Below are 20898 nucleotides of genomic sequence, written 5' to 3'. Positions count from 1 at the left end.
TCAGCAAATAGACAACAGTTTTGGTTTGGGAACTCGGCATGAGATAGGCTTAGAGGTGGCTGAACTTATCAAAGAGATGACTGGCATGGATCGCGTAGCTTTCGTCAATAGCTATTGAGCGCCTTTTGAGGATGTACCGCCTTTCTATTGAATGGAAAGGCGGGTTAATAGTAAATTTGTTTGAATGGGTAATTTGTGGAGCTGCGATGGAAAATCAAGTTATTGAACCAACCTATGGTGTTTTAGGCATGGAGATAAAAAATCCAATTATCGTTGGATCGGGCCTGCCTTTCTGATCAAGCTAAAAATATTCGTCAGTTTATCGTTCATAGTGCTGGAGCGGTCGTGACAGAAACGCCTTCCCAATTGAAATATTCAAACTTAACCTTTATACCCGTTATCTTTCAAGTTGCCTCTTTGTTGGCTGCGCTCGCTCACCCCGGTCACATAGTTATCTATGCTCCCGGGGATTCACTCCCTTGCCGTCGCGATGCATCTTGAAATCCATAGTGTATATACCGATATAACTCCCCCCACATTATATTAGTTATTTTCTCAATATGATCAAAACGCCCTGCTATTTTCTCCAATATTTTCGGTGATAATGTGGCCTCAAATTTCAACGCTAGAATAGATAAAACTTTCCAGTTTTCAATCAATTCCGTGCAACGTTCAATCAGAGAAGGTGCAATATCAGCTCTAATTAAAGAATGTTTTAACAAATTCAAATTGGGTATCACATACAATACACTAATATGATCAAACAATCTTTTAGCCGCCCGGCAAGCTTCTTCCTCTGCCTGCTGAAACGCGTTCAGACATAATTTGCCATAATTTTTCAACGCATCATAATATTCAGGCAAAGTATTAAATAATTCGGCCTGATGCGTCAGTAATTCCCTTACCGGCATAGCTTCCTGATCTTTCAGTGAGTCAATAATATAAAAATTACCCATATGATCATAAGTTTCATTGGACACTTTATCAGAAAGCGCTAAATAAAATTGCTCAGATGGCATCCATGCCTCACAAGCATAGGATTCCCGATCAACCACCAAAGAATCAAAGATACACGCTTGTGAATAATCATCCGTAATAGCGGAGATCAACACAGCATGCAGGTATTCTGGTTTATTAGCATAAACCTCAGAATAAGATAAATGTATCGAATTAACCCAAGCAACGACGCCCTTCCTCTGACATAATAATTCATATAATTGAAGACGCCAATGAGCGTAATCTATCGGTAATGAAATTATATTTGCACCCAAAGTCGCGGCACCAGTTAGCCCAACGGTTTCAACTGAAAAAGTATATTCAGGCATATTCAGTGCATCATACCCACTACGAAACAGATAACCATTGCCGGCTTCAAAGATCTCTGCCTCAAAAATCTCTTTACCTTGTAGATGAAGTAATTTTGTCAAGCTACCGGTAAAACAATTTATCGCAACATTTGCATATGATTTATCCGTCACATTTTCCATGAATATTTTATCACCTCGATACAATAGGCTAATTTATGAATAACTGACCAGATATATTACACCCTGTAATCACTGTTATTTTTCCTCCAATATTATTGCGGCTGCTTGTGCTATATTTTCGATAAGTAAATCAGGTTCATAATTCAAAGTATGTGCTAACAGCGCCAAAAGTAATCTCTCCATTCCTAAAGCAATACAAGCGGAATGCATAGTACGATCGCTAGCACGACTGATAATATTGAAGTTGGTGGTAAATAAATCTCGGTGTAAATTTCGGGAACCAACGCTAACGTTATATTTATCAAACCAAGGAATAAGTATTTCGCACTTGACTCCCATTGATAATTGTACTTTACGAGTCACTTTAGAATGCTCTCCATAAAATACATCACTGGCTTTTTCTACCGAAAGAGAAGGAAACAGTAAGCGTAAGAATTTAACAGCTTGCCCAAATATCATTTCACAATGTGTTTCTACTTTTTCCTGTAGCCCCACCAATATTAATTCACGCATGGTAAAATTCCCCATGCGGGTAGGCTCATCTTTAGCCGGTTCATATCGATGACACTGTCCTTTAGCCGTAAAATATTTCAGCTCCCAATCATGGGTACTCTCTGCTAAATGAGCAAAGGTATGATAGCAAGTCGATGGGCTTAATACCCATGCATCCCCGCTATTTTCACTCATGACCTCGTGAGTTAAATGGGGATAAACATGCAATGGATTACTAGGCAATTTGTCAAAGAAACTGATACGCTCTAATATGGATCGAGGTAATAATGTGGTACATGAGTGTGAAGTAACAGATATTCCCTTACTTAAAACCTGCAAAAGTGTCTCATCAAGGAACTCAGCAGCAGCATATAAACTGTCAGAGAACCGGTACCCGACAAGGCCATTCTGCGATTGCACAATTGATAGCAGCTTACGCTGTTGAAGTTCTTTTATCATATTTTTATATTACCTTTGCTGATCGATGGTTACATTATGCTGCCCAGTAAACAATCTCTGTTTTGCCAATAGAAAGGATGTGTCTCCATATCATCAAATATCATCAAATATCATCAAATATCATCAAATATCATCAAATATCATCTCCAGATATTTTTCTAAGATGATAAAGAAACACATTTGATCCCAAAATCAATTAACTGACATTTTAATCAGGATACTATCAGGGTTATTCTTTCCATACGACAAACCCCTCAATATAAAGCTTGTCCAGTGAGGTTTTCAAAAATGTCTCTACTGCAACCTCTGGTGACATAATAAGCGGCTGTCCCCTAACGTTAAATGAAGTATTCACCAGGCAGCCATAACCCGTTATCTTCTGTACCTCTTTCAATAATCGCCAAAAAGTTGCATTAAAAGTACGCTCAACAAGCTGAATACGCGCCGTTCCATCAGCATGAACAATACCTGACACCGGCTCCATCAACTCTGGTTTTACTTTGGCGGTGCAAAGCATATATCGAGTCGGCATTAAATTACGTGTCTCAAAAATAGTGTCGCAATCTTCATCCAATATTGCCGGGGCAAATGGCCGGAAAGCCTCACGGAATTTTACTGTGCTATTAATTCTATCCTTTATTTTTTCACCTGCTGGCAGAGCTAAAATCGAACGGTTGCCAAGTGCCCTTGGGCCAAATTCCATTCGATCATGGAACCAGGCAATGATTTTATCTTCTGCGATATCTTTAGCCGCAGACGCAAAATAATCATCATTCATCCCCAAATAACGCCATTTCATGCCCGCATTGCCACCATGTCGGAATAATACATTACGGACTTCATCGGTGGAGAAACGAGGACCGAGATAAGGATTAAAGCAAGGATCTGCGCCATTGTTATATCCGCCAGCCACAAAAAGCGCAGCGCCCAAGGCCGAACCATCATCACCCGATGCCGGTTGAACAAAGACGTTTTCAGCACCATCAAGCTGACAAAGGGCTTGGTTTGCTTTGCAGTTTAAGAACGATCCTCCAGCAAGGCAGAGTGATGTTTCACCGGTTTTTTGCAGCCAATAGGTCACTAACTGTTTCAGCAACAGTGTAAATTTCTCCTGTAATCCGGCAGCAAAATCCTGATGAACATCCAGCAAAGGATCATCTTCATTTCTCGGTGTCAAACCAAACAGATCGCTCAGTTGTGCCATTACACCGGGAAAACCATATTCCGAATTGTCAAATGCTTGCGGTAACCAGTTTATCTGTATCGTTCCACTCTCTGCATCGAATTGAGTCAATTTATTGAAAATATCGCGATATCGCTCAGGATTACCATACGCGGCAAGTCCCATGACTTTATATTCATCACTATTAAATACAAAGCCAAGGAACCGGGTACAGATAGAATAAAATATTCCTAATGAAGAACTAATTGGCTGACTGTACAATTTCTGGAATTGCTGGTCTTTAGCAAGATAAACACTTAAAGATTCTATTTCACCCATACCGTCTGAAATGATACATAGTGCAGACGGGAAGCCACTGGGATAAAAGGTTGATGCGGCGTGAGCCAGATGATGATCTACCCCTTGAAAACGTGATTCAATATTCTGCCACCCTTCTGAAGCCAATGCATTAATCACGGTTTTTCCGCTAAAAGCCTCTTCAAACATTTTTTCATTCGACATGAAAAAACGGCGATATTTATCATAATTAAAACCGTGGGCAATAACCTGTATATCATCTTGCGTAAGACCCGCTTCCGCCAAACAGTAGTTAATAGCATTAGCAGGAAACCGGCCGGTTCCTTTTTCTCCGGTAAAACGCTCTTCCGCAGCCGCTGCAATAATTTTTCCATTAACAATCAAACAGGCCGCACTATCGACTCCCTGACAAATACGCTCGTCTAATTTACCTACACCTGGGTAATTCTCTCGCATAAAATGTTGAGAATTGGGAAGGCCACTGATACCTAATATAACCATTTCTTCACCTCCAAATTGTTATTTTTCTTTCATAAGAATTAGACTATGCACTTTATACTAATAGCCCATTTTGCATTACCAGGAATCAAGTCACCTTGCCAAATAAAGTAATGGCATTATTACCACCAAAACCAAATGCATTATTTTGTATATATTTTAAATTATTCTTCATTTCCATTTGACGAGTAATTAAATTAAATTGATATTCAAAATCCTCCTGCAAGATATTTGTTGGCGGCATAATTTGATCTCTCAAAGATAAGCAAGCACTGACTGCACCAATTGCTCCCGCTGTCGCCATCATATGTCCGATAGTCCCTTTAATTGCTGAAACCGCCGAATGCGGGAAATATTCAGAGAATATCGATGCTTCTACTGCATCATTGGCCTTAGTCCCAGTACCGTGTGCATATATGCCACCTATATCTCCGGCTTCCACTCCTGCCAAATCTAATAATTTTTTATGGCACTGGGTGACACTGTTAATATCAGGATTGGTCGGATGTAATGCGTCATTATTACTAGCAGTAGCGATCAATTCAGCATAAGGCGATTGATATTCACCAACGTGTTTTCTATTCTGCAACACCAAAAAAGCGGCACCCTCAGATATCGTAATAAAGCGCCTTAATTTCGAAAATGGACGGCATTGTTCCGCACCTAATGCATTAAGCATGTAGAAACCTGACCACACCTTTTTTGAAAAGGCGTCTCCACCGCCAATGATGGATGTCGAGACAATTCCAGCATTTATCATGCGTAGTGCTGTTTCAAGCGCAATATTTGCTGACGCACAAGTATTATGTATCGTCATGGAAGGCCCGAATGAACCAATTGCACGAGCAACATTATCAGAAACCGCATGACTCGAATAGATATTCGAATGCCAATTTACCGGCATACCTTCAACTAATTGATCAAGAATATCCGCCTCAGCCTCATTATTACCCACACACACCAAGGCATTACGCAATTCAGCACACCCTGGTTGTAATCCTGCATCCGCTATCGCTTGAAGTGCAGCATCGACAGCATACAAAGAAGAATCAGGGAGCTGTGTACCGGTACATTTCGGTGCTCTGGCTTTTATCTCCAGACGCCGCTCAGCGGAAATTCTTCCCGCGACAAAATTTGGCTTCAAAGAAGGATAGATCGGTTCCAGTCGAGTAAAATTTGACTCGCCAGCACATAAATTTTTCCAGTAACTTCCGACGTCTATACCAATTGGAGTAACGACGCCAAGACCTGTAACATATATTTTATCTAACATCGTTCTCCTTCCTCTTAATTGATACTGCGTCAGTTATCCAAAGTAATTTTTCCCCTTCACGATATGCCCTGGCATCCCAACACATTATTGAGCCAAATCGGGTTACTTTAGTTTCAATAAACACAGGAGAATTAATATGTTCGATATCAGGATTGAAGGCCAATTCGCCAAATTTGGCAAAAACATAATCGCCTGCTGTTGAAATACTCTGTTGCTGATGCTGCAAAATTAATGCTAAATTCCCCATTGCCTCGACAAGAATAATCAAAGGGAAATAATGATATTTTTGCAAATAAGCCGCTTCACCGCGCAATGATTTCATATCCAGGCTGCAATTCGCTCTGTTTAATCCATCATTAACATAGACTATTTTCGGCAAAAACCAAAATTCGGGTTCACGCAATGATGGTGATAATAGAGAAGATGCGTAAAAATTTTTTTTACTTTCACCTTTTGTATCTTTGCCAGAATAATTCAGAAGAAAAGAAAAACAGCGTTGTTCCGATACCATTGCAGAAATTTTATTTTCCTCTTGGCGATATTGGATATTTTCATCAGGACGTATAAATTGATGAAAAAATAGATTTCTTAAACTGATAAAATCGGCAGATGCATCAGCTATCTCTTTACAAAAAGCGGCGACTGGCAAGATCCCTGGAACAACAGGATTACCGGGAAAATGATATTTGAATATTTCATCTTGAGGTGAAAAAACATGGTTAATACGATTAATCATCATTGTGTATAACCCTTACGCCTGAAGCATTCATGTTATCGATTACAATAAATACAACAGCATCTCCTTTTTTACTGTGCTTAATCGCCCCCATAAACTCATGAAACAGAAAAGCGCTGTTATATTCTTGATATTCAATTGCATTATTATCTTTAACAACATGAATTAATGCGTCATTCTGATCCAACGTATTATATATAAATATTTTCGTATCCGTCTTCGTATCCGGTGACAAAGCATCACACCGTTTTTTTATCTCTCCCGCTGTTAACCCGAAGAAAAAATCTGCCGTAAATTGTTCTCCACTCAATAGTGTTGCACACATCACACCAGAAGATATTGACTTCTGATTGCTGACTTTCTTTCGTATATCATCAAGTGCTTCTGTGCAATAAACATCACCGAAAAAGAGGTAACTGGCACCTACTGATCTATTATGCAGATTAAGCAACGCCTGCATGAATACCATTACAGGCGTTTTACTGCCTGCATTTAATGTACAGTTTCCTCCCGTTACTTTTTTGTCAATGTTAATAAAGGTTGAAGCTGAACTGGTGGTAGCATAAGGGAATTGTTGAGCAGATATCGTTTTATCACTGTTCATGACCTGCCGCTGAAAACGAAGCATCGCTTCAAGGTTGCCATATTCTGTACCCACAATCACAGATTCATTTTTTCCATTTCTATCTTCTGCAATAAACTGATTCGCCAGATAGGTACAAACGCGGCTAAAGTCATCACGAAAACGATCACCTTTATTGCTTACAAATTCAGAAATATCAGCAGGAAGAGAAAATTCCCCCTCTCTCTCATTCCGAAATATATTCGGGTAAATAGCTAAATTTTCCACGTTAAAAGTCAACATTTTCCCTCAACTTATTATTTGAAAAATAGAGAGTTTTTAATTATTGATTAAGTCAACCCGATCATTGCAGGTTATTTTTTATTTCCTCCCATAACTCACCTACAGTTTGAATACGGGCAAGCGCATCTTCAGAAACTTCTTTGCCAAAAGTTCGCTCAACTGACAAAATGACATCAATTAACTTTAATGAGTCAATGCCAAGATCACTCTTCAACAATTTATTCGAAGTTATTTTAAAATCCGAGTCTAACTCAGCAACATTCACCAAAATACTTGCTAATTCTTCATTAACCATATCAATATTATCCATATCACATCCCCAATGATGTCTATTCAAATCTAATGGTTTTTATACCCGTTATCTTTCAAGTTGCCTCTTTGTTAGCTGCACTCGCTCACCCCAGTCACATCGTTATCTATGCTCCCGGGGATTCACTCCCTTGCCGTCGCGATACATCTTGAAATCCATAGGGTATATTCCAAATAGCGTAACCAAAATTGGAATAATAACCAATAACCTTTTCTCATTACAGCGATTGGCAACATTAAGCCAGGTGAAGAAATACATTTATCATAAATCCAACCCGATATTCCAGCTAATTGATGAAAACATGATTGTAGATCACGATTTATGATATTGTTATTAACCAATTAATCCCCCATCAATGCAAAGAGATGTCCCTGTGATATAGGTTGATGTACTCAATGTCCCCACACAAAAACTGGCAATTTCATTAACATCCGCCATTCGTTTTAATGCGGTGCTTCTAGCGAATTCCATCTTCTTTTCTGGAGAAATATGACGCAACATACCACCATCAACATATCCCGGCATGACAGTGTAGGCCCTAACATTAAAACGGCCGTAGTCATTAGAGATGTTTTTTACCAATGCATTCATGGCGGCTTTCGAACAAGAATAAGCGGTGGCACCGGTCTCTCCACGTAAACTTGCTGTAGAAGAGATAAATTGCATCACGCCATTACGATTCTTCATAAAATGCGGTAACAAATATTTTGCTACTCTTGCTGCACCAAATAAGTTGACATTAAAAACATCATGCCAACCCTCAATATCCTGAGCATGCAATAAACCATCCAATGACATTGCCGGGGTATAGATAACCGCATCAATACATTTCATCTTTTCAATGGCAATGCTAATGGCTTCTCCAACACTGTTATCCGACATAACATCTAAATAAATTTCTTCATCACGCGGTTTACGTGAAGTGCCTAATACTTCATAACCACTTGCAACCGCATGCCGACAAATTGCATTCCCAATTTCACTTGATGAACCAATAATAAGTATTTTGCTGTTATATTTATGCATTTAAATATTCCTACCTTATCTAAAAGTTATTTTCCAACAGTAAACCCTACTTTAAATAAAGCATTCAGAATAAATATTATCTAAACAAGAAAACATTTTTAACTTATATATTTCTAAATACACATACTTTTAAACACATGTACTTTTAACACATATATTTTTAGCTTACCTATTTTCAACTCATTTAATCCATCTAATTCTATGAGTCACTCTAAATAATAGAGTGAGTTCTTATATCTGTCAAATTATTAATCTAATATTTAAGAAATATCAAAGCATTGGTTAAATTACATCCAAAAATTAAACAAAAACCATCATGCGTAAAAATATCCAATACAGCTAATTTAATCTAGTCATAATCAATATATGTGGTGAATGCATAATTAATTATTTAACTTCCCAACAATAACAATTAAAAATTGTAATCGATTATGTTAATTCATTATAAAATTAAATATTATAATGCTATAATGAATAGAATAAATATATGACTTCAACTTTAAAAATATTCATCAGATTCTTTATGGAGTTAATTCAATAATATTAACCAATAAGAATAGATACTTAATAGAATCGATTTCAGCCTATTTTCCAATGATAAAAATGCTATTCTCCCTTTTACTTTTCACTTTCCTGCCGTTAAGCTATTAACATTAAGTTTGCTCTATGGCGCTAGCGTTTTGAACTAAAAGCACTATTTTTATAATTTGGCTTTGTAATTTGGCCTTGCAATTTGTCTGTAACGACCTTATTACTTTTTTCCCTCTATATTTTTGGTTTATGCACAGATGAAAACTCGTAGAATGAACGGCATACGGCCGTTTAGTGCTGTAATTGATGCTTGTTGGAAGGAATCTTACTCTTTTGCTCGTTTAACTAAAGATATTATTGCCGGTATTACTGTCGGTATTATCGCCATCCCGCTCGCTATGGCGCTAGCCATCGGCAGTGGTGTCGCGCCACAATATGGGCTTTATACCGCCGCTATCGCCGGGATGGTTATCGCGATAACCGGCGGCTCACGCTATAGTGTTTCCGGCCCTACCGCCGCTTTCGTTGTCATTCTCTATCCGGTCTCTCAACAATTTGGTCTGAGTGGTTTGCTCATTGCAACATTAATGTCAGGCATTATTTTGCTGGTGATGGGATTAGCCCGCTTTGGTAAATTGATCGAATATATTCCGCTACCCGTCACACTCGGTTTTACTTCTGGGATCGCGATAACTATCGCAACCATGCAAGTAAAAGATTTTTTTGGTCTGCAATTGGAACATATGCCAGAGAATTATATCAATAAGGTGGCGGCTCTGTTTCAAGCACTGCCAACACTGTATTTGAGTGATACGCTGATTGGCCTGACGACACTTGCCGTTCTGATTTATTGGCCTAAGCTTGGGCTGAAATTACCCGGGCATCTTCCTGCTCTCATTGCAGGAACTGCTGTGATGGGGATCATGAACTTATTCGATCAACATGTTGCTACTATTGGTTCTGAATTTAGTTATATATTGAATGACGGCACACAAGGGCAAGGTATTCCCCCCATCCTACCGCAATTTGTTTTACCGTGGCATTTACCTGATATGGGTTTTCATCAGGTTGATATAAGTTGGTCAACGGTTTCAGCCCTATTACCCGCCGCCTTTTCAATGGCAATGTTAGGCGCCATTGAGTCACTGCTTTGTGCCGTGGTTTTGGATGGTATGACCGGTAAGAAGCATCACTCAAACAGTGAATTGATTGGTCAAGGCTTGGGAAATATTGTCGTGCCATTCTTTGGTGGTATTACGGCTACCGCCGCAATCGCCCGTTCAGCCGCCAATATCAGAGCCGGCGCAACATCACCGGTTTCAGCCATTGTTCACTCTCTGCTCGTGTTACTGACTTTACTGGCATTGGCTCCCATGCTCTCCTATCTTCCTCTGGCCGCTATGTCTGCCTTGTTGCTTATGGTCGCCTGGAATATGAGTGAAATACATAAAGTTATCGATCTGATCCGCCGCGCACCAAGGGATGACATTATTGTGCTGGTACTTTGTATGTCGCTCACAGTACTGTTTGATATGATCATTGCCATTACGATCGGTATCGTATTAGCTTCACTGCTGTTTATGCGTCGAATAGCTAATATGACTCGCATCAGTCAATTGCCACAAACAAATGTCGATAAAGCACTGCTGGTTGTTCGTATCAATGGCCCGCTATTCTTTGCCGCCGCTGAACGTATCTTTACAGAATTAAAGGAAGAAAGCGCCAGCTATCAGACAATTCTCATGCAATGGGATGCCGTTCCTGTGCTAGATGCCGGTGGGCTACACGCTTTCCAACGTTTTATTGATGAAGTGGGTAAGGATAAATATATTGCTGTTTGTGATATTCCGTTTCAGCCGTTAAAAACACTGGCCAGAGCCAGAATACAATTGATTGAAAATCACCTTAGCTTTCATGCAACATTGCCACGAGCAATGGAAGAGTTGAATTTCAATAGCAAAACAGTTAACTAAAACCCGATAAAGAGTCGTTTAACTTTTTTCAAAATAATGGCGCTGTAAACCAGCGCCAAATCTATTCATCACCAAATCTCGCCATCATTTGATGTCATAACATCAGAAAGCGTCTTTATTTACTGGTATCCAGTTGAGGGAAGCTTTTCACCACATCATCAATTGCTTTCATCTGGCTCAAGAATGGCTCAAGTTTTGCCAACGGCAATGCTGATGGGCCGTCACACCTCGCATTCGCCGGATCAGGATGCGCTTCAAGGAACAAGCCAGCAATACCGACTGCCATTCCCGCACGCGCCAGTTCAGCAACCTGAGCACGACGACCACCAGACGCAGCACCAAATGGATCGCGGCATTGGAGTGAATGGGTGACATCAAAAATGACCGGATGCCCCCCCGTTGCCTGAGCCATAACATTGAAGCCCAACATATCCACCACCAAATTGTCATAACCAAAGTTGCTGCCACGGTCACATAAGATCACCTGATCGTTGCCGCCTTCTTTGAATTTATCCACAATATTTCCCATCTGACCCGGACTGATAAACTGGGGTTTTTTAACGTTGATCACCGCACCGGTACGGGCCATCGCCTCAACTAAATCAGTCTGACGCGCCAGAAATGCCGGCAGTTGGATGACATCAACCACTTCCGCCACCGGCTGTGCCTGTGCCGACTCATGCACGTCAGTGATAATTTTCACACCGAAAGTTTGTTTCAGCTCCTGAAAAATCTTCATTCCCTCTTCCAGACCAGGGCCGCGGTAAGAGTGAATTGATGATCGGTTTGCTTTATCAAAAGAGGCTTTGAAAACATAAGGAATGCCCAATTTTTGTGTCACTGTCACATAGTGCTCACAAATACTCATGGCCAAATCCCGTGACTCAAGGACATTCATACCACCAAAGAGAACAAACGGTAGATCATTCGCGACCTTAATATCACCAATATGAACCACTTTCTGTTGCATACTTATACCTTCCGTTAGGGACCAATAAATTAATGAGATAAATCAGTGCAAAACAATATTTCAGAGCAAAACAATAATTTCAATGTAAAACCATAATTTCAATGTAAAACCATAATTTCAATGTAAAACCATGCATTGCTGCTGAATGGCGTATATCTGCATTCTGACCATTTCTGCCACCGGGTCCTCCGGGCAGTGCTCCACAAAATAATTTAAATCAGAAACCGCAATATGATTACAATCAAGTTCCGCATAAATCAGCCCCCTATCACGTATTTCATAGGGGTTGTCGGGATCAAATATCAGCACAGCTTCACTCGTCCTTAGCGCCAATTCCATCTGCCCTTCGTCCATTAACGCGACTTTTATTATATCCAGCACTTTACGTACAATGCTGGCGTTATCAGCGCCTTGCAAATCATCGGCTGCTAATTTAGCTGTCTGGCTAATGTTACCTTTAAGCCACACATCAAGCACGTATTCACTTAACGCTTCGCCATTGAGTGGATTAATAAACCTCGCCGTGTTATCTGGATAATCAACACGCAAAATCAACTGTGTTGGAAAGACCACCGGCATAAACGGCAGCTCTAAAGCCTGAGCAATATGGATAAGAATTACCCCTAAAACAACAGAGGAACCTTGGCGGGTTTGCAGTACTTTATCTAGCCATAATGTATCTGACAGACAATAAACACCACTGGCACCGCCGAATTTCCAACTTTGATAAAAAAGCCTCAGTAATTTTTCCAACCGTTCTTCTATGGTTAGCTGCGGAGATATTTCACGTCTGGCTTCATCAATCAATGCTTGAAGCTGCATTTCCACTGAATGCTGAGGAAAATCAGAACGCAATGTTCGGGAAATTAACAGGATACCGCTACTTAACGATGCATTATTAAATTCATAATCAGCTATGGCTTTCATCACTTTTCCACTGACCCTGTGTTATTCGCTCATTACCGCCATAATCCTGAAAAGTAGCCACCTGCCGATAACCACTTTCAGAAAACAGGCTTCTTACAACATTTCCCTGTTTCCAACCATGTTCCAATAACAACCACCCACCAGGTAACAAAAAATGGCGAGATAGATCAATAATGGTATTCAGATCAGCAATTCCCTGTTTTGCCGCAATTAATGCACTATCCGGCTCAAACCGAACATCGCCCTGAGATAGATGTGGATCGGTTTCATCTATGTAAGGCGGATTACTGACAATCATACCAAACTGTTGATTATTTAACGAAAAAAACCAATTGCTTAACAAAAAATCCACATTTTGTATTTTGAGTTTTTCAGCATTGCTCTGCGCCAGCATCACCGCATCAGGATTGATATCAACCCCGGTAACCCGGCAATCAGGGCGCTCACTGGCGATTGCCAATGCAATTGCGCCGGTTCCCGTTCCCAAATCCAGAATGCGGCAAGGTGTCAGCGATAGCCGTTCAAGTGCCTTTTCTACCAGACATTCTGTGTCAGGACGCGGGATTAACGTAGCGGGAGAGACATTTAATGGCAACGACCAGAATTCACGCTCACCGGTGATGTAGGCAATGGGTTCACCTTTCACCCGGCGAGCGAGTAAAGCCTCAAGCTGGCTGAACTGCTCTGGCGCTAGCTGAGTTTCACCAAATGCCAATATATAAGTTCGGGAATGGTGAGTGACAAACCCCAACAAAATTTCCGCCTCTCGTTTAGGCGTGTCACTTGCCGATAACTGTATTGTGGCTTGTTTAAGCCAAGATTGATAATCCATCAATCCTGCTCTGACAAAGCCGATAATAGATCAGCCTGATACTCATTCACGATCGGTTGAACAAGCATATCCAATTTGCCTTCCATCACTTCATCAAGGCGGTACAAAGTGAGGTTAATGCGGTGGTCCGTCACCCGTCCTTGCGGGAAATTGTAAGTACGATTGCGATCTGAACGATCACCGGAACCCAACAAGTTACGGCGCTCAGAAGCTTCCGCTTCCTGACGTTTACGAACCTCAGCAGCGCGAATACGTGCCGCCAATACCGACATCGCTTTCGCTTTATTTTTATGCTGTGAACGTTCATCCTGACATTCAACGACAATGCCAGTTGGAATATGAGTGATACGGATGGCGGAATCCGTGGTGTTGACATGCTGTCCACCCGCCCCCGATGAACGGAACGTATCAATACGCAGATCACCTGAACTGATTTCCGGCAACTCGGCTTCCGGGATCTCCGGCAAAACCGCAACGGTACAAGCAGAAGTGTGAATACGCCCTTGCGATTCGGTTTCCGGTACACGTTGAACACGATGCCCCCCCGATTCAAATTTTAAATGACCATAAACCTGCTCACCGGAAACTTTAGCAATAATTTCCTTATAGCCACCATGCTCACCATCGTTAGCACTGATGACCTCAACTTTCCAACGCCGGGATTCAGCATAACGGCTGTACATACGAAACAGATCGCCGGCGAAAATAGCCGCTTCATCACCACCGGTCCCTGCACGCACTTCAAGAAAACAGTTACGCTCATCATCAGGATCTTTCGGCAACAGCAACAATTGTAGTTGCTGCTCTAATTCTTCATTGCGAACCTTAGCGTCCCTGATCTCTTCCTGTGCCATTTCCCGCATTTCAGGGTCATCAAGCATTATTTCGGCTGCTTTAAGATCATCCTGAACAGCACACCAGGCCTTAAAACAGTTCGTCACATCAGTCAGTTGAGCATATTCCCGCGATAAAGCACGAAAACGTTCCTGATCAGCAATCACATCGGCATCACCGAGATGAGCCAAAACTTCCTCGTGACGTTCTTGTAATGCTTCCAATTTAGCAACAATAGAAGGCTTCATTCTTGGTTTCAGACCCTATTCCGAAATATGGTTAATTATGCTCCAGCCCTAGGCTGTCACGTAATAAATTAAGACGCTCCAAGTCACCATTGCTGGCTGCTTGCTGGAGTGATTTGGTAGGAGCATGTATCAGGCGGTTCATCAATTGATGAGTCAATTGATTGATTGCCTGTTCTACGTCAGCTCCCTGATTGATAGCAGTCAGTGCTTTAGCGGCCATTTCAGCCCGCACCTGCTCTGCCTGATTACGATACTCAAGGATTGAATTCACTGCGCCCTGCGCACGCAACCAGTCCATAAAATAGCGGCTTTCCTGCTGAACAATACATTCAGCCTGAACCGCCGCTGCTTTGCGCTGTGCAAGATTCTGCTGAATAATTGCCTGCAAATCGTCAACACTGTAGAGATAGACGCTATTGAGTTTTTCCACATCAGGCTCTATATCCCGAGGAACCGCAATATCAATGAGCAACATCGGTTGGTTACGGCGTAACTTTAATGCACGTTCAACCATCCCTTTACCGATAATAGGCAACGGGCTGGCAGTCGAACTGATAACAATATCGGCTTCAGCTAAACGTATGTCAATTTCAGGCAAGGTGATCACTTCCGCCTGAACTTCATCAGCCAATACCTGTGCCTTCTCTTTCGTCCTGTTAGCAATCATCATATGGTGCACACGATGCTCTTTCAAATGACGAGCCGCTAGCTCAATGGTTTCTCCGGCACCTACCAACAAAATATTCAGTTCAGAAAGTGATTCAAAAATCTGCCGCGCCAAGGTACAAGCGGCAAATGCAACAGAAACCGCATTCGAACCAATCTCTGTTTCCGTTCTGACGCGCTTGGCAACAGAAAATGATTTCTGAAATAGTCGCTCCAGTTCACTCGATAAAGAGTGGCTGTGCTGCGACTCGGCAAATGCTTTCTTCACTTGCCCAAGAATCTGAGGTTCTCCAAGTACCAACGAGTCCAGCCCACTCGCCACTCTCATCAAGTGGCTAACAGCTTCATTATCACAATGCCAGTAAATACTGGATCTTAGCTCTCTAGGATTGAGTTGATGGTATTCACACAACCAGCCAATTAACTGCTCATACAGATTATCTTGCTGCTCTACGCTGAGATAAAGTTCCGTACGATTACACGTTGACAATACAACCCCCCCTTTCACCAGGGGATGCTGGAGGAGGTTATCAAGTGCTTCACCAATCGTGTCTGGAGAAAAAGTCACCCGTTCACGCAAAGATACAGGGGCCGTTTTATGGTTAATACCAAGTGCTAACAAAGTCATATCAACTTCATTGAGTTATCAGCAGGGAGACAGTTCATCGTAAAAAACATTCTATACCCATTATCCTTCAAGTTGCCTCTTTGTTGGCTGCGCTCGCTCCCTTGCCGTCGCGACGCATCTTGAAATCCATAGGGTATAATATTGATGAAATCATCACCCTTAATAAGGACTCTTATAAGCTGTGCATTCTACTTGATACCTCAGCTCAATAAAAGACAATCAGCAGTGTCTGATATCATTATTCAGAACATTTTTTTGAAATTTAACTGGATTAATAGTTCATTCTTCATTATTAAGTGATGTAAAAGTTTTCACGTTATTAAACAGGGATTACCGATGAAGCCAATACAAAAATTATCATTATTCCGCCTATTGCCACTCTCTTGTGTACTGTTGACCGCCTGTACATTAACGCAACCGAGCGGAACAGGTTCGGCGGATTCACCCCAATGGCGAACACATACCCAACAGCTACAGCAATTAAATCAATATCAAACACGTGGATCTTTTGCCTATCTGTCTAATGAGAAAAAAGTTTATGCCCGCTTTTTCTGGCAACAATATCATCCTGAACGCTACCGTTTATTACTGACTAACCCACTGGGCAGCACGGAATTAGAGCTGATCGTTCAGCCAAACATGACGCAATTAACCGATAGCCAAGGTAAAAAATATTTTAGTGATAACCCCGAAGAGATAATTTACCAGCTCACCGATATGGATATTCCATTAGATAATCTGCGGCATTGGATAACGGGTCTCCCCGGTGATGCCAAAAACTTTAAACTGGATGCTAGCTATTTATTGAAAACCGTCAATTATCAGCAAAATGGCGCGACTTGGCAGGTTAACTATCAATCCTACGATACCTCAACCACCCCCGCCCTTCCCAACCGTCTGGAACTGATTCAGGGTGATCGCCGCATTAAACTGAAAATGGATAACTGGACCACAAAATAATGACATTAACTTGGCCCTCACCGGCAAAACTGAACCTATTTCTCTATATCACCGGTCGTCGCGCTGACGGTTACCACCAGTTACAAACGCTATTTCAATTTCTTAATTATGGTGATGAAATTACAATTACCCCTCGTCAGGATAATGAAATTCGTTTACTGACACCCGTAGAGGGAGTGGAACACGATAACAACCTGATTGTTCGCGCAGCACGTCTCTTGCGATCCTACAGCGACAAACACCATACGGGTATTGCTCATAAAGGTGCTGATATTCAGATCAACAAACGTCTGCCAGTGGGCGGTGGGTTAGGCGGAGGTTCATCCAATGCCGCTACCGTACTCATAGCCCTGAATTATCACTGGCAAACCGGTTTCACAGACGAAACACTGGCAGCCCTCGGCGTGAGTCTTGGTGCTGATGTGCCCATCTTTGCCAAAGGGCATGCCGCATTCGCAGAAGGTATTGGTGAAATCCTGCACATAGCAGAGCCGGAAGAAAAATGGTATCTGGTTGCGCATCCTGGTATTGAAATCTCAACTCTGCGTGTCTTCACAGATCCAGAATTAAAACGTGATACACCAATTCGCCCTCTGGCCGCATTATTAAAGGCTCCGTACCTAAATGATTGTGAATCTCTTGTAAGAAAACGTTTCCGTAAGGTTGAACAGCTTCTTTCATGGCTGCTAGAATACGCGCCGTCACGCCTGACCGGAACCGGTGCATGTGTATTCGGTGAATTTGAATCAGAAGCATCGGCCCGTAAGGTGTTAAATCAAGCCCCTGAGTGGTTGCAGGGTTTTGTTGCGCGTGGCGTTAACAATTCACCTTTGCACAATTTCCGCTCTGGGATACCCGTGTTATTGAACCAATGAATAAATATGTTATTTAACATTGGTCAACAATATCTCTCTGGACGCAAGCCTGAGGTCTTTCTCGTGCCCGATATGAAGCTTTTTGCTGGTAACGCTATCCCGGAACTAGCACAACGTGTTGCCAACCGCCTGTACACTAATCTTGGAGATGCTGCTGTCGGCCGTTTCAGCGACGGTGAAGTCAGCGTGCAAGTTAACGAAAATGTGCGTGGTGGTGATATTTTCATCATCCAGTCCACTTGTGCACCGACTAACGACAACCTGATGGAATTAGTCGTTATGGTTGATGCACTGCGTCGTGCTTCCGCAGGACGTATTACCGCAGTAATCCCTTATTTCGGTTATGCCCGTCAGGACCGTCGAGTCCGTTCCGCCCGTGTGCCAATTACCGCCAAAGTTGTTGCAGACTTCCTATCCAGTGTCGGTGTAGACCGCGTACTGACCGTTGATCTACATGCTGAGCAGATCCAAGGTTTCTTTGATGTTCCGGTTGATAACGTATTTGGCAGCCCAATTCTGCTGGAAGATATGCTACAGAAAAAGTTAGAAAACCCTATCGTTGTTTCCCCGGATATTGGCGGGGTTGTCCGCGCACGTGCTATTGCTAAGCTGCTGAATGATACCGATATGGCCATCATCGATAAACGCCGCCCACGCGCTAACGTTTCTCAAGTGATGCATATTATCGGTGATGTCGCTGGCCGCGACTGCGTGCTGGTCGATGACATGATCGATACCGGAGGCACCTTATGCAAAGCGGCTGAAGCATTGAAAGAACGCGGAGCAAAACGTGTATTTGCCTATGCTACTCACCCGATTTTCTCCGGCAATGCGGTGGACAACATTAAAAACTCGGTGATTGATGAAGTGGTTGTTTGTGACACCATCCCATTGTCTGCTGAGATCAAAGCACTCAACAAAGTTCGTACGCTCACTTTGTCCGGTATGTTAGCTGAAGCGATCCGACGAATCAGTAATGAAGAGTCAATTTCTGCGATGTTTGAGCACTAATAAATAAGTTGTACTCATCTATCGCTATTTAAGAAAAAAACCCGTTGTACAAGAGCTTCAACGGGTTTTCTGCTTACTCTGGAATAGTAATACTTCTCCATTTTTGTTATGGATACCGATGACTACCACGACGATAACGCTCATCATAGTTTCTTAGCCACCAATAACGATCTGCCACACCTTCCCGACCTCCCACACCGGCACCAGCCAACCAAACAAGCCCGCCAATAAAAACGCCTAATAGCGCTGCTTCAGATAAAAACTCAGGCCAGCCAAAACCGAAGATGTGAGGCAGTAATGTATAAGCCAGGCTACTCACTATGGTGAACATACCAACACCCATCAATACATTACCGACTATGAAGGCACTTTGACGTTTCATATGTTACCTCCAACACTCTTCGTTAATACACACTTTCCGTTAATACACACTCTCCGTGAACACTAAGAACCGAAAATTCAACAGCTAACGTTAATTGACTCTATATAACTTTATAGCCTATTTATAGTATAGCCCTATTTCATAAAAGGTCATTGCGGACACGATCACAACTAAAGGAGATTTAATAACAATTCCCTCATCATTGTGAGAAATAACATGAAGAAATAATGAATTACATAGCCTGAACTTCGCTTAAAGAGAAGTTCAGGTTTTTAACTAAATATTGATGTATAACAATGATAGTTGTGAAATTCCATCCAGGTTATATATTCTTAATCAATGATTCCTACCGGGATAATAAAAATCATCTTATTTTCACACTGCATGATAACGGCTAAAAACAGGGGATTTGTCTAATTTTTCAATGAGTAACCATCAATCAGCATCCCCAAATATCCAACGCCTAATATAGCCCTGGGGTTAATTCTATCCACGCTTGAAAATATACCCTCCCATCAATACAACTTATATACACCGATGCAAATTCATTCATGGGAGATACATGATTATGAGGCGAATACCCACGAGTATAAGAAGAAGAAACTCTAAAGCTAAAATAGCCATTTTTATCGGTAGTCATATGTTTGTCTTGATCACTCAATGACAGATAAGATCCCATAGATATTCCTATAGTTACATTAGGTTCACCTACGCCATTCTTATATAAATACCCAGCTATAATACCGCTTGAAAATGAATACAGCACAGCCGGAAATTTTATAATCTTTAACTGATATGGATTATACGTGAAACACATAGCTATAGCCTTTTCAATAGCTCCCGCTTGTGCCATTAGCATCACTTCACCAGCACGACTAGATTGTATTGACGCCGTTATCTTACCATCTTTATTTGTCATCCCCGACGACGGAACTACTGTTGCCCCACTATCTGCATAGAAGGTTATTTCTTGGTTTTTAATTCCATTACCCAACCGATCATACACCGTTGCAACTACCTTATTTTCATCGGCACTCTTAGTCCATGCATTATTTTTTTCTAAGTCAAGATTAAGCACTGCCACCGATTGAGGAGCAACAGTAAACTCGACCTGGAGAGGAGGGGCTTCTATTTGAGTATCATCTTCCAAGCAAGCATACACATTCCCTTGACACGGAGTTGAATCAGTAGAGATTATTTCAACTGATACCTTACCCAGTACTCCTGTACCTTTTATAATTTTACGATCATTATTCTCTTTAAATACCATAGATTGATTATCTAACGTGAAAATTATATTCACCCCATGCAATAAATAACCATCCTGGATTGCGCTTACACTGATATCTATCGGTTTATCCGCAGTTTCTGTTTTTTCACTTGATAGCCAATTTAATGTTTTAGCCTCTTTTGGTTCTTGATCGTCATTCATTTC

The 20898-nt window shown here is 41.6% G+C and carries 19 protein-coding genes; 4 read left to right on the top strand and 15 right to left on the bottom strand.

Annotated features, from left to right (window positions below; all coding sequences use genetic code 11):
• Positions 1 to 455: 455 nt before the first annotated feature.
• From SLS51_RS19885 to SLS51_RS19850, 8 genes are all read right to left on the bottom strand, one after another.
• Complete coding sequence (locus SLS51_RS19885; RefSeq protein WP_323840327.1) at positions 456 to 1487, bottom strand: hypothetical protein; 1032 nt, start codon at positions 1485 to 1487, stop codon at positions 456 to 458.
• A gap of 75 nt (positions 1488 to 1562) precedes the next feature.
• Entirely contained in the window at positions 1563 to 2438 is an 876-nt protein-coding gene (locus SLS51_RS19880; protein ID WP_323840326.1) for a class-II aminoacyl-tRNA synthetase family protein, read from the bottom strand.
• Between the two features lie 229 nt (positions 2439 to 2667).
• Positions 2668 to 4419, bottom strand: a complete 1752-nt coding sequence (locus tag SLS51_RS19875; protein WP_323840325.1) for a carbamoyltransferase family protein — start codon at positions 4417 to 4419, stop codon at positions 2668 to 2670.
• A gap of 85 nt (positions 4420 to 4504) precedes the next feature.
• On the bottom strand, positions 4505 to 5689 hold the full coding sequence (locus SLS51_RS19870) for a beta-ketoacyl synthase N-terminal-like domain-containing protein (protein WP_323840324.1): 1185 nt from the start codon (positions 5687 to 5689) through the stop codon (positions 4505 to 4507).
• Positions 5679 to 6428 carry an ApeI family dehydratase gene (locus SLS51_RS19865; protein WP_323840323.1) on the bottom strand — a complete coding sequence of 250 codons (750 nt, stop codon included), beginning with the start codon at positions 6426 to 6428 and terminating at the stop codon, positions 5679 to 5681. Before SLS51_RS19865 ends, SLS51_RS19870 begins: the two co-directional genes overlap by 11 nt.
• The gene (locus SLS51_RS19860; RefSeq protein WP_323840322.1) at positions 6418 to 7290 is read right to left on the bottom strand and encodes a hypothetical protein; all 873 of its coding nucleotides are present in this window, start codon (positions 7288 to 7290) and stop codon (positions 6418 to 6420) included. Before SLS51_RS19860 ends, SLS51_RS19865 begins: the two co-directional genes overlap by 11 nt.
• Positions 7291 to 7351: 61 nt before the next feature.
• On the bottom strand, positions 7352 to 7600 hold the full coding sequence (locus tag SLS51_RS19855) for an acyl carrier protein (protein ID WP_262977697.1): 249 nt from the start codon (positions 7598 to 7600) through the stop codon (positions 7352 to 7354).
• A gap of 333 nt (positions 7601 to 7933) precedes the next feature.
• The gene (locus SLS51_RS19850; RefSeq protein WP_323840321.1) at positions 7934 to 8626 is read right to left on the bottom strand and encodes an SDR family NAD(P)-dependent oxidoreductase; all 693 of its coding nucleotides are present in this window, start codon (positions 8624 to 8626) and stop codon (positions 7934 to 7936) included.
• A 788-nt stretch (positions 8627 to 9414) separates the two neighbouring features.
• Here SLS51_RS19850 and dauA point away from each other — a divergent pair.
• Positions 9415 to 11130: a C4-dicarboxylic acid transporter DauA gene (dauA, locus tag SLS51_RS19845; RefSeq protein WP_323840320.1), complete on the top strand. Its 1716-nt coding sequence runs from the start codon at positions 9415 to 9417 to the stop codon at positions 11128 to 11130.
• Positions 11131 to 11245: 115 nt separating this feature from the next.
• Here the strand turns inward: dauA and kdsA are convergent, their stop codons facing one another.
• The 5 genes from kdsA to hemA form a co-directional block, all read right to left on the bottom strand.
• Positions 11246 to 12100: a 3-deoxy-8-phosphooctulonate synthase gene (gene kdsA, locus SLS51_RS19840; RefSeq protein ID WP_262980128.1), complete on the bottom strand. Its 855-nt coding sequence runs from the start codon at positions 12098 to 12100 to the stop codon at positions 11246 to 11248.
• A 117-nt stretch (positions 12101 to 12217) separates the two neighbouring features.
• The gene (gene sirB1, locus SLS51_RS19835; protein ID WP_323840319.1) at positions 12218 to 13027 is read right to left on the bottom strand and encodes an invasion regulator SirB1; all 810 of its coding nucleotides are present in this window, start codon (positions 13025 to 13027) and stop codon (positions 12218 to 12220) included.
• On the bottom strand, positions 13011 to 13859 hold the full coding sequence (gene prmC / locus SLS51_RS19830) for a peptide chain release factor N(5)-glutamine methyltransferase (RefSeq protein ID WP_323840318.1): 849 nt from the start codon (positions 13857 to 13859) through the stop codon (positions 13011 to 13013). The genes sirB1 and prmC overlap by 17 nt, the downstream gene beginning before the upstream one ends.
• A complete protein-coding gene (gene prfA, locus SLS51_RS19825; RefSeq protein ID WP_323840317.1) occupies positions 13859 to 14941 on the bottom strand; it encodes a peptide chain release factor 1 in 1083 nt (360 codons plus the stop codon). Before prfA ends, prmC begins: the two co-directional genes overlap by 1 nt.
• Positions 14942 to 14972: 31 nt before the next feature.
• Positions 14973 to 16235 carry a glutamyl-tRNA reductase gene (hemA, locus tag SLS51_RS19820; RefSeq protein ID WP_323840316.1) on the bottom strand — a complete coding sequence of 421 codons (1263 nt, stop codon included), beginning with the start codon at positions 16233 to 16235 and terminating at the stop codon, positions 14973 to 14975.
• Positions 16236 to 16571: 336 nt separating this feature from the next.
• Between hemA and lolB the strand changes: the two genes are divergently transcribed.
• The 3 genes from lolB (at position 16572) to prs (ending at position 19081) form a co-directional block, all read left to right on the top strand.
• Positions 16572 to 17195: a lipoprotein insertase outer membrane protein LolB gene (gene lolB / locus SLS51_RS19815; protein WP_323840315.1), complete on the top strand. Its 624-nt coding sequence runs from the start codon at positions 16572 to 16574 to the stop codon at positions 17193 to 17195.
• Positions 17195 to 18070, top strand: a complete 876-nt coding sequence (gene ispE, locus SLS51_RS19810; protein ID WP_323840314.1) for a 4-(cytidine 5'-diphospho)-2-C-methyl-D-erythritol kinase — start codon at positions 17195 to 17197, stop codon at positions 18068 to 18070. The genes lolB and ispE overlap by 1 nt, the downstream gene beginning before the upstream one ends.
• Positions 18071 to 18133: 63 nt before the next feature.
• Positions 18134 to 19081 (top strand): ribose-phosphate diphosphokinase, encoded by a 948-nt coding sequence (prs, locus tag SLS51_RS19805; RefSeq protein ID WP_323840328.1) that lies wholly within the window; start codon positions 18134 to 18136, stop codon positions 19079 to 19081.
• A gap of 106 nt (positions 19082 to 19187) precedes the next feature.
• Here the strand turns inward: prs and ychH are convergent, their stop codons facing one another.
• On the bottom strand, positions 19188 to 19463 hold the full coding sequence (gene ychH / locus SLS51_RS19800) for a stress-induced protein YchH (RefSeq protein ID WP_323840313.1): 276 nt from the start codon (positions 19461 to 19463) through the stop codon (positions 19188 to 19190).
• A gap of 463 nt (positions 19464 to 19926) precedes the next feature.
• A complete protein-coding gene (locus SLS51_RS19795) occupies positions 19927 to 20895 on the bottom strand; it encodes an Ig-like domain-containing protein (protein WP_323840312.1) in 969 nt (322 codons plus the stop codon).
• Between the last annotated feature and the right edge of the window lie 3 nt (positions 20896 to 20898).

It is taken from the genome of Photorhabdus africana, assembly GCF_035181445.1.
Taxonomy (GTDB): domain Bacteria; phylum Pseudomonadota; class Gammaproteobacteria; order Enterobacterales; family Enterobacteriaceae; genus Photorhabdus; species Photorhabdus laumondii.
This window is presented reverse-complemented; position numbering and strand designations above follow the sequence as displayed.